The following is a 12,844-nucleotide window of genomic DNA, read 5'->3' on the forward strand; positions in this document are numbered from 1 at the left end:
TACGACTCATGGATAAGAAAACCATTTACTTTTTGTGTACAGGAAACTCCTGCCGGAGCCAGATGGCCGAAGGCTGGGCTAAGAAATACTTGAGCGAGGAATGGAATGTGTACAGTGCAGGTATAGAGGCTCACGGTCTGAATCCGAAAGCTGTTCAAGCGATGAACGAAGTAGGAATTGACATCTCAGCTCAAACGTCTGATATTATTGATCCGCAGCTGCTTAATAATGCTGACCTTGTGATTACATTGTGCGGAGACGCTGCAGATAAATGTCCAATTACTCCGCCCCAAGTGAAACGTGAGCACTGGGGATTTGATGACCCTGCGAAAGCGCAAGGAACAGATGAAGAGAAGTGGGCAGTCTTCCAGCGGGTTCGTGATCAAGTGGGCGAGCGCATCAAGCAATTCGCTGAAACAGGAAAATAAGACAGAGTAACAGCCGGGGCTTCCCGGCTGTATTTCTAAGGAGGAGATGGAGTTCATGAAAAGAATTGAAATCTATGATCCGGCGATGTGCTGCTCCACCGGTGTATGTGGGCCTGTAGCTGATCCTGAATTAATTCGTATATCTGCTGTAGTTCATAACTTGAAGAAGCAGGCTGTAGATGTATCCAGATATAATCTGACCAGTGAACCGGATGCCTTTGTTACGAATGGTGAAGTCAGACAATTGCTGGCTGATGAAGGTCCTGAAGTATTGCCTGTTACTTTTGTAGACGGGAAAGTGGTTAAGAAACAGGGCTACCCCACGAATGAAGAGTTAGAGCAGTGGACAGGGATTGCCGCAGCTGAATTGACAGCCAAGCCCCGCATCCGTCTTGAAATCAAGACGAAGTCATAATGAAAGAAAGAAGGCATACCATGTCTAAACTCTTTGATCCACTGACTATGCTGCCGACACCTTACCTGTTCTTTACAGGGAAAGGCGGGGTGGGTAAGACCTCAACAGCCTGTGCGGCAGCAGTTGCGCTGGCAGACTCCGGCAAACGGGTTCTGCTGGTGAGCACAGACCCCGCCTCCAATCTACAGGATGTTTTCGGTGTAGAGCTGTTTAACCATCCCACTCCCATTGAAGAGGTTCCCAATCTTTTTGCGGCTAATTTAGATCCGGAGACTGCCGCCGAAGAATATAAGGCAAAAGTGGTTGCTCCTTACCGGGGAGTATTGCCTGATTCGGTCGTCGCGTCGATGGAAGAACAGTTATCAGGAGCATGTACGGTGGAAATTGCTGCTTTTGATGAGTTTACAACCCTGTTGACGGATGAGAAATTGAAGGCACAGTTCGATCATATTCTGTTTGACACTGCGCCAACAGGACACACGCTGCGGCTGTTGCAGCTGCCTTCAGCCTGGAGCGGATTCCTGGATGAAAGTACGCATGGTGCCTCATGTCTGGGTCCACTGGCGGGTCTGGAAGGTAAAAAAGTTCTATATCATGAAGCGGTTAAATCCTTATCGGACAAGGATCTGACTACCCTAATCCTGGTTACCCGTCCGGAGCTTTCTCCCTTAAGGGAAGCCGCACGTGCATCATCTGAACTAAAAGAAACCGGGATAAAAAATCAGCTGCTTGTGGTTAATGGGGTACTTACTTCATCTATCAACGAAGATGAAGTTGGGAAGAGCTTTGTAGAGCGGCAACAGAAGGCGCTGTCACATATGCCTGCTGAACTACAGGCTCTAGCAAGCTACACAATCCCCTTAGCTCCCTTTAATGTTACAGGCATCGCAAGCTTGCGTGCATTCTTCGCTCCAGTCCAAGGGAATCCAGATCATGTACAACAGGTAGAGGTAAACGCTGACATCCCCTCACTTGAAGCCTTGATCTCCGATTTGGAGGGTAGCGGGATTCGGGTGATTTTTACGATGGGTAAAGGCGGTGTGGGGAAAACAACTGTAGCCTCTGCTATAGCTGTCGGCCTGGCCGAACGGGGACACCGGGTTCATCTCAGTACAACAGATCCGGCGGCTCATCTGGAATATGTATTCGGTGATCATTCCGATCAGATTTCCGTAAGCCGGGTGGATCCGAAGGTGGAACTAGAGAAATATCAGCAAGAGGTGATCCGCCAGAATGCAGATTCCCTGGATGAAGAGGGGCTTGCCTTCCTGGAAGAGGATTTAAGATCGCCATGTACCGAAGAGATCGCCGTGTTTCGTGCATTTGCTGACTTGGTAGAGCGCTCTGAGGAAGAGATTGTAGTTATAGATACAGCACCAACCGGACATACGCTGTTATTGCTGGATGCGACTCAGGAATACCATAAGGAAATCGCCCGTTCTTCCGGCGTCATTCCGGATTCCGTGCAGCATTTACTGCCGAGACTTCGTGATCCGAAGGAGACAAGCGTCGTTATTGTCACGCTGGCGGAGGCAACGCCGGTCTATGAAGCCTCCCGCCTGGAACAGGATCTGAAGCGTGCGGGTATACCAACGAAATGGTGGGCGATTAATCAAAGCTTTGCTGCTGCAGGGACAACAGATCCAGTGCTTAGCGGGCGGGCTCATGCCGAACTGAATTGGATTCAGAAGGTAGAACAAAATGCTGAGGGGCATGTGGTAATCATCCCTTGGAAGTCTAATGAAGTAACCGGGTATGAGCAGCTTAAAGAACTCTCGTGGCGGAAAGCAACTGCTGCTAGAGAATAGAGATAGGGGAGAACTATAATGGCGAATTATCATGAATTGATCGAAGGTAAAGTATACATCGGCGGGGAGAATGCGCTACTAGAAGCCCTGCAGGAGCAAGAGATTACCGATGTGTTTGACTTAAGGGATACCGGCACGAAGGCAGAAGGCTTCCCTGAGCATGTAACCCGTCATCATTTTCCGATCGTGGAGGATGAGGGCGGACAGGAAGATTCTGTTCAAGCGGCAATCCAGGCAGTTACGGCAGCAGTAAATGATGGGAAAACTGTGTATTTCCATTGTGCCGGCGGACGGAACCGTACAGGAACTGTGGCCACAGGAGTCCTGCTTGAACTTGGCCATGCTGCGAATGTAGAAGAGGCGGAAGCCTTGGCCAAAGAAAAGCGTCCGGATATCAACATCAAGCAGGATATGCGTGATATACTGAAGGGCTTTTATTCATCCAAGTAAAGTGAAATTCATATTCAAAAGAGCTATTTCCTAAGGGGGATGGCTTTTTTGTTATAGAGTTGAAATACATGCACTTACAGCAGCTTCTTAATTTCCTCAACCGATGCCACTCTGCCCATAATTTTCACTTGATTGTCAACAACCAGTGCTGGTGTTTTCATGACTCCGTATGACACAATCTCCTTATAATTCTGAACCTTTTCGAAAGTCACATCCAATCCAAGTTGTTTAACTGCTTCTCTAGCATGCCCCTCCAGTTTCTTGCAGTTTGCGCATCCAGACCCTAGAATCTTGATAATCATTAATAAATTCCTCCCATGTTAGATAATAATATTACTTGTTCTTGTTTCTACTGTTCTAAACAATAAGATTGAACAAATAACCGACCAGAATAATACCAATACCAGTTATCAGTACAAAAGCGGCGATTAGTTTCGGTTTGATCACCTTTCGCAGCAAAATCATCTCAGGTAATGACAGCGCAGTGACCGCCATCATAAAGGCGAGTGCGGTTCCCATTCCCACCCCTTTATGAATTAAAGCTTCTGCAATTGGGATTGTACCTAAAGCGTTGGAATAAAGGGGGATTCCTAGAACGACGGCAATAAATACCGCAAAGGGATTATCAGGTCCGGCGTATTTGGCAAGCATCTCCGCAGGCACTATGATGGCTCCTATTTTTTTCGTATGTTTAAGCAACTGACCTCCATGTCGCCAAGTGAATTTATCGCTATAGGCCAGCCGCTGGACATGGAGGATTTTTTTGGATAATGGCACCTGAAATACCGAAGATTATTTCCAAATGAGTATAGGAGGGTATTATGACCGGTACATGTTCAACAACCGATTACGGAAATAACGGGAACGTTGGCGTATTGTGGAAGACCGTTTCAGAGGATTGTAATTTGGCCTGCGATTATTGTTATTACAGCACCTGTGGAGGGAAGCCCGGTCCACGGATCAACCGGATTGATTCCGCTGTCCTGAATACATTTATCCAAGAATATATGGAAATGAGCAAGGGAAGTGCCTCCTTTGCTTGGCAGGGAGGAGAACCTCTGCTCGCCGGACTGGATTTTTTTGAAGAGGTCGTGATGCTTCAAGCGGCGTATGCCCCTGCACATACAGCAATCAGTAATGCCCTGCAAACGAACGGCACGCTGATCACAGATAAATGGGCTGCTTTTTTCCGGGAATACCAGTTTTTGATTGGCATTAGCGTGGACGGACCTAGAGATATTCATGATGAGCGGAGGGAGGATTCCCGAGGGCAAGGGAGCTTTGATCGGGTTATGAAGGGTATTGATTGCCTGCGTCGGCATCAAGTGGATTTTAATATTCTTACAGTGCTTCACCGGGGGAATATCAATAAGGCCAGAGAGCTGATTGAATTCTATGAGCGTGAAGAATTTACATATGTACAATTTATTCCTTGTATGGACTTCCGTTCTCAGGAAACAGGCATGCCTGGCAGCTATGATATCACACCCGAGGAGTATGGACAATTCCTGTGTGAAGCTTTTGATTACTGGTATAATGACGGGCAGCCGCGGACATCAATTCGAATCTTCGACAATATGCTTAGTGTCTATACGGGCCGAGAGGCTGAGTTATGTGTTCACCGCTCCGGATGCAGCACCATGCTGGTACTGGAACAGAACGGGGACGCCTATCCCTGCGACTTCTATATTCACGATGACTGGAGGCTCGGCAATGTGGCCGAGGACAGCTTGAACGAATTGCTGTCGCATCCCGCACGGAAGTTATTTCTTGGAATGAAGCAGACGCTGCCTGAAGCTTGCCGCAGCTGTGAATACAAGCCGCTGTGCCACGGAGGCTGTCCGCGCAACCGCAAATGGGCAGATGATCTGAGTGTATCGGACCCGGATTATTTCTGCGCCGGCTACAAGCGCATTTATGCTTATGCCGATGAGCATATGAAGACGCTGGGAGCATCGCTACGGCGGCAGCTGTTCGCGGAGAATGTACAGCGATACTTTAAAGGTCGTCTTCCGGGCCGCAATGATCCTTGTGCATGCGGCAGCGGCCGGAAATTCAAGAATTGCTGTGCAGACATTGCCGTGTCCTAGCCGGGAGTTCATTGATCTGCCTAATTTGATTTATATGAAGTGTGCCTATTAAGGCACGCTTTTTTTAATCCAATAAAAAACCTATACATTTCATAAAAATGTGAGTTAGAAGCTGGAGCCGTAGGATTGTATGATTATTGGTAAGGAATTCCTTATTAAAATTCATCATGCGAGGGGAATTGTGATATGCAGGATACCATTGTGCGGATCTTGAGTGAAATTAAGAACAATCCGGAGCTGTTGCTCACAGCCACTGAAGCCACCGATATTGTGAATGATGTAGGTCTGGATTCCTTGCAAATGATTAATTTCATTCTCCGAATCGAAGACGAATTCGAAATTGAGTTTGATTTTGATCATTTTGCCTATGAGGATTTCCAGTCTATCGGGGATTTCATGGGGTTCATCACAGCCACGCAAACCGCTTCTTAAGGGGGCTTCATGGATGAAGTCAACCGTGGTTCTAGGCACCTTTGATTCAGAGGCGTGGTGGCGGAGTCCGCATGGATCTATGCTTCCTTCTATGAACAGCAGCCAAGCTGTGACGATGGGTATGGATGAATTGTTGTTTCCGTTATGCAAGGAGCAGGACATTCTGTTCACCCGGCAGCCCATGGACGAGCTTCTTAGAAGCTATTTATCGCTGCTCGGCTATACCTTCACCAATGTTCATTGCAGAAATCCCGTTCATGCGGATGACTACAGGCTGCATGTGTTTGATCTTCTAATGGCTGATGCAAGCTACTACCAGCAGCTACTCCCGCAAGATGCTCTGATCTCTCCCTATTCTATTCTTTCTGATACCAGTGAGTTAGTGCGCAGGTTCAATTTCGGTAATCAGTTTCCCTCCTTAGATACAGTTCGAGCTGTGAATTCAAAGATTTATTCTCATGAACTAAGACAAAGATTGGGCATTCGCAATAGTTCCTCGATAGCTGAAAGTTCTGAGGAACTGCTGACCTACGGGCTTCAGCTGCTACGGACCGGACAAGTGCTGGTGAAGGACCCGCTGGGTGTCTCAGGCAAAGGCAATATGTTAATTTCAAGCGAGAGAATGCTGAGAAGAATTGCGGCCTATCTGCAAGAGCAAGAGAATAGAGGCAAACAAACACAGTTCATTATCGAACCCCTGCTTGATAAAACGGAGGATTTCTCCTGTCAGCTGTTCCTAACAGAGCAGGGGGAAGTGGAATTGTTGTCTGTTCAACGAATGGTGAATGAAGCCTTCTCTTATGTAGGCTCCTATCCTGCCGGTTCCGGGTTTACCCGGATGCTCCGGGACAAGGGTTATTTCAGCATTATGGAAGATGCCTGCAAGGACTTGTTCGAGACAGGCTATCACGGCGAGGTGTGTATAGATTCCATGCTGCTGGCAAGCGGTGAGCTGGTGCCCATCGTTGAGATTAATGCCAGAAAGTCCATGGGGCTGATTAATCATCATCTCAATAACTATTTACAGCAGTATTCCTTGTCCAGCTTTTTGACCTTTATCTCGGCAGGCTGCTCCACGGAAGTGACCATGCTGCAGATTCTAGAGGTTCTGAGAGCAGGCGGATTGTTGTTTACGGAAGAGAACAGGCAAGGAATTATACCACTGGGTGCAAACACGCTTTTCGGCTCCGGCAATACAGCATTTCCTGACGCGGAGTCTGAATGGCGGAAGGGGAAGTTTTATGTAGCTGCTCCCTATGCCTCTAATGTGAGTGAAGCATTAACTCTAATCCACCGGGTAAAGGATGTCTTGAAGTCTCTGGCGATTAAGATTTATAACTGACCAGTCTTTATTGTAAAACGAGGGAGCTGACAAATGATTACCATTTTATGCTCATCTGTCGCTTTGGGAGTCTACACGCCTGCGGTCCTGTTACGTGACGAGCTAAGCAGGTCATATGAGGCCGATCTGGAAGTGCTGGAAAGCCTGTATCCGCCCGAAACAAGACTGAAATTAACCGAAAACAAGAAGGTTTTCTCTACGAGGTTTGAAGTAGCCAAGCTGGGTCACAGAATGATCAGGGATATCACACCGAATCTGGACCCGCATCTGGTAACCCGGCTTTTAGGCAAGTGGGCTGAAGAGAACCGGAGGGTGTTTATGGTTTTCTCAGGATTCTGGATGCCCGTCGTAGAGGAGTATGCGAGGAATTACCGCAAGGATGTCCATGCAGAGCTGATTCATATGGATGCGTTTATATCTCCTTCGTGGAAGCTGTATTCCAACAATATCCGTAATGATCTGTTTACGGTGAACGATGTCTGGTTTTTTGACGGGGCGGCTGGGCGGGTGAATTACAGTATTTCGATGGGTCATGCTGCCCCTAAGGACTATAAGGAACGTGACAACCGGTTCGTTATCCATGGCGGCGGCTGGGGAATGGGGACCTACAAGGAGACGGCAGCAGAGCTGAAGCACTCCCTGGAATTGAACATCGTCATTCACGAGCTCACGGATGATCAGGCTTATGGAGAAGAGCACCGTTATTACATGGTGAAGCCGGGCTGGTCGCCCTGGATGAAGAACGAAGAGCATGAATATACACTGCCGCCGTTCGGTGAAGTTATCAATCATTGTTTTTGCGAGGATACCGGGGTGAAGCATAGCTTCTATCAGCTGATCTGTAACTCGAAGGCTATTATCAGCAAGCCGGGGGGAGGAACCCTGCTGGATTCGCTGGAATCCTTCACGCCGGTTATTTTCCTGGAGCCGCTGGGTGAGCATGAAGCCTGCAACGCGGAGCTATGGGAGCGGCTGGGTTTTGGAATAAGGTATGAGCGCTGGATGAGTATGGGTTGTCCGCTTGAGATGTTGGAGTTATGTAGTGAGAACTTAAGAAGCTATAAGACTCAGGTGTTACATTACGGGAGGTGCTTTCATGAGACAGCCGCAAACATCCGTAGTTCTGGACCGGGATTCCTTTGAGCGCTTGAAGAAAACCATTAAACATATGTCGGTAACGCACAAGCAGGTTCATCTTGACCCAACGTATTCTACGAATCTTCCGGTCGAGGTCGGGCTTAAATTAACCAATGGCTGCAATCTGCGCTGCAAGCATTGCTTTGAATGGAACTCTGAGGGGTATCACCGGGATTTAGGCAGAGCCGAGCAGAGAGAAGAACTGGATTTTGCAGTGATTGAAAAAGTGTTCCGGCAAACAAGGGAAACGAACGCCAATATGTTCCTTTGGGGAGGCGAGCCTCTATACTACAGCCGGTTCAATGAACTGGCCGACCTGCTGGAGCAGGACCCCAGATGGACGGTGTTATGCACCAACGGAATTCAAATCATAGAGAAGCTGGATTCCATCCTCAAAATGTCCAAAAGTCTGGTCTGTCTGATCAGCCTGGAAGGCTTCGAAGCGGAGAATGATGCGATCCGGGGAAAAGGCACCTTCAAGAAGGTTATGGCGGGCATTGATAAGCTGCTGGAGCTGGAGAAGGAGGGTATCTATCAAGGAAAAATCTCCATCCATCTGACCATTAGCGATGTCATGATCGATAAGCTGTATGATTTTGTTGAGTTTTTTGAACAAAAGGGGATTGACTCGGTGTATATTACCTTCCCGTGGTATTTGCCGGACGAAGTGTCCAGTAATATGGACCGCTATTTCAACGAGCATTTCAAGTGGCTGGCAGATGATCTGGAGGAAGGGCACCGCAACAGCTGGCATTCGTTCAAGTATCGCATCTCCCCTGACAGGATTGATCCGCTGCTTGCGCAGATGGAGAGGATTAACCAGCGAACCTGGAACTTAAGAACACGGTATCAGCCTGCGCTTGAAATGGATGAAGTACGGGACTTTGTATTGGGTTCAGAGAAGCCCGCCCAGAATAAAACGCAATGCTTGTCGATCCGCACCAGACTGGATGTGCTGGCTGACGGTGAAGTCAGTGCCTGCAAATTATTTCCAGAGTTCTCCTTGGGGAATCTGGCGGATCAGGATCTTAAAGAGATATGGGATGGCGAGAATTTCGAAAGAGTCCGGGAAACCCTGCAATGCGGCCTGATGCCGGTATGCTCCAAATGCATTCTGCTGTATCTTCACGGGAAGTAAGGATGGAGGCTACAACGAAGAATTCTGCTGTAAGCCGCGAGCTGATGGATTGGGTGGTTCCCCTGGGTCCTTATGATTGTTTATTGAATACGGTTACATTCTGTCTGTCTAGGCATCATGCCGATCCGAATCCGCTGTACAGGTATAATTTCTCCATTAATTATTATGCAGGCTATGACTGGTTCGACAGTACGGTGCCGGTGAATGAACTGTTTAGCTTTATCCGGCGTGCTTATGGAGTTAGATTGGAGCCTTGCCGTTTAGACTCGATGGTTAGTGGACGTATGTATTTGCTGCCGGTGGACGCCTATTATGTGCCTTACATGAAGGAATTCTACGGGAAGGGCCATATGCTGCATTATGTGCTGGCTGAAGCGGAAGACGATCAGAGCCTGAGAGTTACAGATCCCTATTTCGCAACAAGCCTATTGGCAGACCGAACTTGCGTGGAGCAGGCATGGCGCACCTTCAGCGAACCGGTTATAGAAATCAGCCCGCCCCTCAGCCTGAATCCTGACCTGAACTCTATCCGGCCTTACTTAACTACACAGCCCTATGAAGAGTTGGTCACCCGCACCTATGCCCAAATTTCGGAACGGATCATGGATGTTGGAGCTTATAGGGGGGCGGAGAATTTAATGGATAATCCTGTGTTCAAACAACAGTTTGGCTGCATCCGCACGATTGCTCTATCGCGGTTAAGGCATTTCGGCACCTGCAGCACCATGGATTACGCTCATCTCGGCTCAGCCTGGAGGAAGCTTGAAGTGAGCTTCATGAAGATGACGATAAGCTTGGACAGAGGGGTAACGGCTACCGTGAATCATCTGAAGCAGATTGCGGAGGATGAGCTAGCTTATTTACATTCCTATGCAACAGGAGGCCGATGATGCCGGAAGAAACCAGGTACGAGCAGATCCAGCGGATGTTTTGGGAGAAGAGGGTCGAGGCTGTCCAATTGCTTAGACGGGTGCTTAAAGAGCAGGTGGAGCAGATTGAAATTCATCAAGCGGAGACCCGGATCAGGCTGACGGACGGGAGACGGTTTCTTTGGGATACCGGGCACTTGAACAGTCTTGGTTTTCTCATGCGGGATGGATTTGTGGAGCGCGAAGAGAGCCGGTTATTGTCCATTCTGATCCGTGAAGGATTTGAAGTATTGGATATCGGGGCGAATTATGGATGGTATTCCACGTTATTCGCACAAGCGGTAGGGCAGGGGGGCAGAGTTCATAGCTTTGAGCCGGTAAGCCCCACCTTCGCTGAACTGGCAAGAAACATCCAATTAAATAACCTGCAGAATGTAGTTCTCAATCAGCTTGCGCTGTCTGACTATAACGGGGAAGCGGAGATCTACCTGCCTGTACGAAGCGGATCGGAGGATGCTGCGTTGGTGATTGACCGGGCCTTGCAGCATGAAACCTACCGTTGCCGGGTGCAAACTCTGGATACGTACATTGAGCAGCAGCATATCAGTCACATTGACCTGATGAAAATCGATATTGAAGGCGGCGAATTAAAAGCATTAAAGGGATTTGAACAGTATTTGCAGCAGCATCATGAGAAGCCCATGCTCATGCTGGAAGCGACGGAGGCTCTGGCAATGCGGTTCGGAAATTCGATAAGTGATCTGTTCCGGTTTTTGCAGCAGTATCAGTATCAGCTCTTTCAACTGGCCGCAGAGGAGCTTGTGGAGCTGGACAGTGCTGCGGAGCTTACGGCACAGAATATATTTGGTCTTCAGCCGGAGCATATCCGGATATACAGCCCGTTCATCAGATTGATAACCATTGCAAAGTAGGGATGCCGGTATGGTCATTCATGTGGATCAATTAAGCAAGTCCTTTGACTACTACAAAAAAGAAACGGGAATCCGAAACTCCATCAAGAATCTGTTCCACAGGGAGAAATTAACCAAGGATGCCGTGAACAAGGTCTCGTTCGATATTCATGAAGGCGAGATGGTTGCGTTTCTGGGGCCGAACGGAGCAGGCAAAACCACCACTTTGAAAATGCTCTCCGGCATCCTGTATCCGAGTGGCGGCAGTGCTGAGGTACTGGGCTACACGCCTTGGGATCGGGAAAATGACTTCAAGAAGCAATTTTCCATTGTCATGGGCCAAAAAAACCAGCTGTGGCTGGATCTGCCGGCAAGTGATTCCCTGTATCTGAACAAATGTATTTATGAAATCAGCGATCAGAAGTATAAGGATACCCTTGACGAATTAGTGACGCTGATGGATGTCAGGCACCTGCTGCATGTACAGGTCCGAAGACTGTCCTTGGGTGAACGGATGAAGATGGAGCTGATCGCTGCTTTGCTGCACCGGCCCAGGATTATATTTCTGGATGAGCCGACGATTGGCCTGGATCTGGTGTCACAGAAGAACATCCGCGAGTTCCTCAAGGCTTACAATCATGAATTCCGCACAACGCTGCTGCTGACGAGCCACTATATGAAGGATATTGAAGATCTGTGTAAGCGGACCATCGTGATCAATCAGGGCAAGCTGGTGTATGACGGGGAGATTCGCAAAATCAACGAGGTCATGAATGAGAAAAAACGAATGAAGCTGACCTTCTCGGCCATCGTCGACCGGAAGGATCTGGCCGTTATGGGTTCTATTAAAGAATATAGCGGCTATGACGTCATTCTCGAAGTGGAGCGCGCGAAGTTCAAAGAGTATTCCAGAATGGCCATGGATCACTTTCCCGTCATTGATCTGAATCTGGAGGACATTCCCCTGGAGGAAGCCATTGCACGTTTATATGAACAGCCGGAGCCGCGCGGATGAACAATAAATTTGCCGTCAGCTTTTCGCTGGGAATCCAGAACTCCATGGAATACCGCTTTAACTTTTTTATGGGTTTTGCCAGTCTCTTTTTCCCTATCTTCATCCAGCTCTTCCTGTGGAAGGCGGTCTATAGCCATGCCTCCAATATGAACTTGTATGGCTATACTTACCACCAGATGATCGTCTATACCATCGTAGCTGCCCTGATCTCGCGGCTGGTGGCTACGGGTCTGGAATATGACATTAACCATGATATCAAGAGCGGGGGGCTCAATAAATATCTGGTGCGGCCGGTCGGTTATTTTCCTTATAAAATATGTGTCTACCTTGGGGGGAAGGTCCTCTCGTTTGCCATTACGTTAATCATGCTGCTGGGCGTGGTGCTGTTCATGGTTTATTACTTCAAGGCGCCAATCAGCGTATCGCGTATACTGGTTTTTGGTGTCGTGCTTTTGCTGGCGGTTGTGCTTAATTTCATGATCTCATTCGCGGTCAGCGCGATTGCCTTCTGGTTAACCGATGTCTCTTACTTTTTTCATGTTACAGCGTTATTGATTCAGATATTTAGCGGCGGGATTTTCCCGCTCGATATTTTTGGGGCGACATGGCTGGCTGTCTTCGATTACCTGCCGTTCAAGTATACGATCTACATGCCGGTGAATGTAATCAACGGCAAGCTGACCCTGCTTCAGGCGCTGCATGTGATAGAGCTGCAACTGCTATGGATTGGACTCATTATGTTGCTTACGCGCTATATTTGGAAAGTGGCGATCAAGAAATATATTGCCGTAGGGGGTTAAGTGAACCCG

Annotated in this window: 15 protein-coding genes; 13 read left to right on the top strand and 2 right to left on the bottom strand. The window is 48.3% G+C overall.

Features of this window, described 5'->3' with window-relative positions; all coding sequences use genetic code 11:
- The first annotated feature begins 8 nt into the window (after positions 1 to 8).
- The 4 genes from arsC to MKX70_RS14980 are packed head-to-tail and all read left to right on the top strand — an operon-like array spanning position 9 to position 3,101.
- Positions 9 to 428 carry an arsenate reductase (thioredoxin) gene (gene arsC, locus MKX70_RS14965; protein ID WP_042238326.1) on the top strand — a complete coding sequence of 140 codons (420 nt, stop codon included), beginning with the start codon at positions 9 to 11 and terminating at the stop codon, positions 426 to 428.
- A gap of 55 nt (positions 429 to 483) precedes the next feature.
- Positions 484 to 843, top strand: coding sequence for an arsenite efflux transporter metallochaperone ArsD (arsD, locus tag MKX70_RS14970; RefSeq protein ID WP_042238324.1), 360 nt, complete (start codon positions 484 to 486; stop codon positions 841 to 843).
- Between the two features lie 20 nt (positions 844 to 863).
- The gene (gene arsA / locus MKX70_RS14975; protein ID WP_042238322.1) at positions 864 to 2,651 is read left to right on the top strand and encodes an arsenical pump-driving ATPase; all 1,788 of its coding nucleotides are present in this window, start codon (positions 864 to 866) and stop codon (positions 2,649 to 2,651) included.
- An 18-nt stretch (positions 2,652 to 2,669) separates the two neighbouring features.
- The gene (locus MKX70_RS14980) at positions 2,670 to 3,101 is read left to right on the top strand and encodes a protein-tyrosine phosphatase family protein (RefSeq protein ID WP_042238320.1); all 432 of its coding nucleotides are present in this window, start codon (positions 2,670 to 2,672) and stop codon (positions 3,099 to 3,101) included.
- Between the two features lie 74 nt (positions 3,102 to 3,175).
- Here the strand turns inward: MKX70_RS14980 and MKX70_RS14985 are convergent, their stop codons facing one another.
- Both MKX70_RS14985 and MKX70_RS14990 read right to left on the bottom strand, forming a co-directional pair.
- A complete protein-coding gene (locus MKX70_RS14985; protein ID WP_042238317.1) occupies positions 3,176 to 3,403 on the bottom strand; it encodes a thioredoxin family protein in 228 nt (75 codons plus the stop codon).
- Between the two features lie 55 nt (positions 3,404 to 3,458).
- Complete coding sequence (locus MKX70_RS14990) at positions 3,459 to 3,800, bottom strand: permease (protein WP_042238315.1); 342 nt, start codon at positions 3,798 to 3,800, stop codon at positions 3,459 to 3,461.
- Between the two features lie 122 nt (positions 3,801 to 3,922).
- Between MKX70_RS14990 and MKX70_RS14995 the strand changes: the two genes are divergently transcribed.
- The 9 genes from MKX70_RS14995 to MKX70_RS15035 all read left to right on the top strand — a co-directional run bounded on the left by MKX70_RS14995 (position 3,923) and on the right by MKX70_RS15035 (position 12,835).
- Positions 3,923 to 5,191, top strand: coding sequence for an anaerobic sulfatase maturase (locus tag MKX70_RS14995; protein WP_340840251.1), 1,269 nt, complete (start codon positions 3,923 to 3,925; stop codon positions 5,189 to 5,191).
- A gap of 186 nt (positions 5,192 to 5,377) precedes the next feature.
- The gene (locus MKX70_RS15000) at positions 5,378 to 5,623 is read left to right on the top strand and encodes an acyl carrier protein (RefSeq protein ID WP_042238312.1); all 246 of its coding nucleotides are present in this window, start codon (positions 5,378 to 5,380) and stop codon (positions 5,621 to 5,623) included.
- A 13-nt stretch (positions 5,624 to 5,636) separates the two neighbouring features.
- A complete protein-coding gene (locus MKX70_RS15005) occupies positions 5,637 to 6,965 on the top strand; it encodes a hypothetical protein (protein WP_052416649.1) in 1,329 nt (442 codons plus the stop codon).
- A gap of 33 nt (positions 6,966 to 6,998) precedes the next feature.
- Positions 6,999 to 8,108 carry a hypothetical protein gene (locus MKX70_RS15010; RefSeq protein WP_042238311.1) on the top strand — a complete coding sequence of 370 codons (1,110 nt, stop codon included), beginning with the start codon at positions 6,999 to 7,001 and terminating at the stop codon, positions 8,106 to 8,108.
- Positions 8,062 to 9,240, top strand: a complete 1,179-nt coding sequence (locus MKX70_RS15015) for a radical SAM protein (protein WP_042238309.1) — start codon at positions 8,062 to 8,064, stop codon at positions 9,238 to 9,240. Before MKX70_RS15010 ends, MKX70_RS15015 begins: the two co-directional genes overlap by 47 nt.
- 2 nt (positions 9,241 to 9,242) lie before the next feature.
- A complete protein-coding gene (locus MKX70_RS15020) occupies positions 9,243 to 10,130 on the top strand; it encodes a hypothetical protein (RefSeq protein WP_340840252.1) in 888 nt (295 codons plus the stop codon).
- Positions 10,127 to 11,041: an FkbM family methyltransferase gene (locus MKX70_RS15025; RefSeq protein WP_081956621.1), complete on the top strand. Its 915-nt coding sequence runs from the start codon at positions 10,127 to 10,129 to the stop codon at positions 11,039 to 11,041. Before MKX70_RS15020 ends, MKX70_RS15025 begins: the two co-directional genes overlap by 4 nt.
- A 10-nt stretch (positions 11,042 to 11,051) precedes the next feature.
- A complete protein-coding gene (locus tag MKX70_RS15030; RefSeq protein ID WP_042238304.1) occupies positions 11,052 to 12,035 on the top strand; it encodes an ABC transporter ATP-binding protein in 984 nt (327 codons plus the stop codon).
- Positions 12,032 to 12,835: an ABC transporter permease gene (locus MKX70_RS15035; RefSeq protein WP_340840253.1), complete on the top strand. Its 804-nt coding sequence runs from the start codon at positions 12,032 to 12,034 to the stop codon at positions 12,833 to 12,835. Before MKX70_RS15030 ends, MKX70_RS15035 begins: the two co-directional genes overlap by 4 nt.
- Positions 12,836 to 12,844: the final 9 nt, after the last annotated feature.

Source organism: Paenibacillus sp. FSL R7-0312 (assembly GCF_038004445.1).
GTDB lineage: Bacteria > Bacillota > Bacilli > Paenibacillales > Paenibacillaceae > Paenibacillus_AQ.

What these genes read in the sequence shown, in the direction of transcription:
- arsA (WP_042238322.1), top strand. Translation starts at nt 864, where the DNA reads ATGTCTAAACTCTTTGATCCACTGACTATGCTGCCGACACCTTACCTG.
- MKX70_RS14995 (WP_340840251.1), top strand. Translation starts at nt 3,923, where the DNA reads ATGACCGGTACATGTTCAACAACCGATTACGGAAATAACGGGAACGTT.
- MKX70_RS15020 (WP_340840252.1), top strand. Translation starts at nt 9,243, where the DNA reads ATGGAGGCTACAACGAAGAATTCTGCTGTAAGCCGCGAGCTGATGGAT.
- MKX70_RS15000 (WP_042238312.1), top strand. Translation starts at nt 5,378, where the DNA reads ATGCAGGATACCATTGTGCGGATCTTGAGTGAAATTAAGAACAATCCG.
- MKX70_RS15025 (WP_081956621.1), top strand. Translation starts at nt 10,127, where the DNA reads ATGATGCCGGAAGAAACCAGGTACGAGCAGATCCAGCGGATGTTTTGG.
- MKX70_RS15030 (WP_042238304.1), top strand. Translation starts at nt 11,052, where the DNA reads ATGGTCATTCATGTGGATCAATTAAGCAAGTCCTTTGACTACTACAAA.
- MKX70_RS15005 (WP_052416649.1), top strand. Translation starts at nt 5,637, where the DNA reads ATGAAGTCAACCGTGGTTCTAGGCACCTTTGATTCAGAGGCGTGGTGG.
- MKX70_RS15015 (WP_042238309.1), top strand. Translation starts at nt 8,062, where the DNA reads ATGAGACAGCCGCAAACATCCGTAGTTCTGGACCGGGATTCCTTTGAG.
- arsD (WP_042238324.1), top strand. Translation starts at nt 484, where the DNA reads ATGAAAAGAATTGAAATCTATGATCCGGCGATGTGCTGCTCCACCGGT.
- MKX70_RS14980 (WP_042238320.1), top strand. Translation starts at nt 2,670, where the DNA reads ATGGCGAATTATCATGAATTGATCGAAGGTAAAGTATACATCGGCGGG.
- MKX70_RS15035 (WP_340840253.1), top strand. Translation starts at nt 12,032, where the DNA reads ATGAACAATAAATTTGCCGTCAGCTTTTCGCTGGGAATCCAGAACTCC.
- MKX70_RS14985 (WP_042238317.1), bottom strand. Translation starts at nt 3,403, where the DNA reads ATGATTATCAAGATTCTAGGGTCTGGATGCGCAAACTGCAAGAAACTG.
- arsC (WP_042238326.1), top strand. Translation starts at nt 9, where the DNA reads ATGGATAAGAAAACCATTTACTTTTTGTGTACAGGAAACTCCTGCCGG.
- MKX70_RS15010 (WP_042238311.1), top strand. Translation starts at nt 6,999, where the DNA reads ATGATTACCATTTTATGCTCATCTGTCGCTTTGGGAGTCTACACGCCT.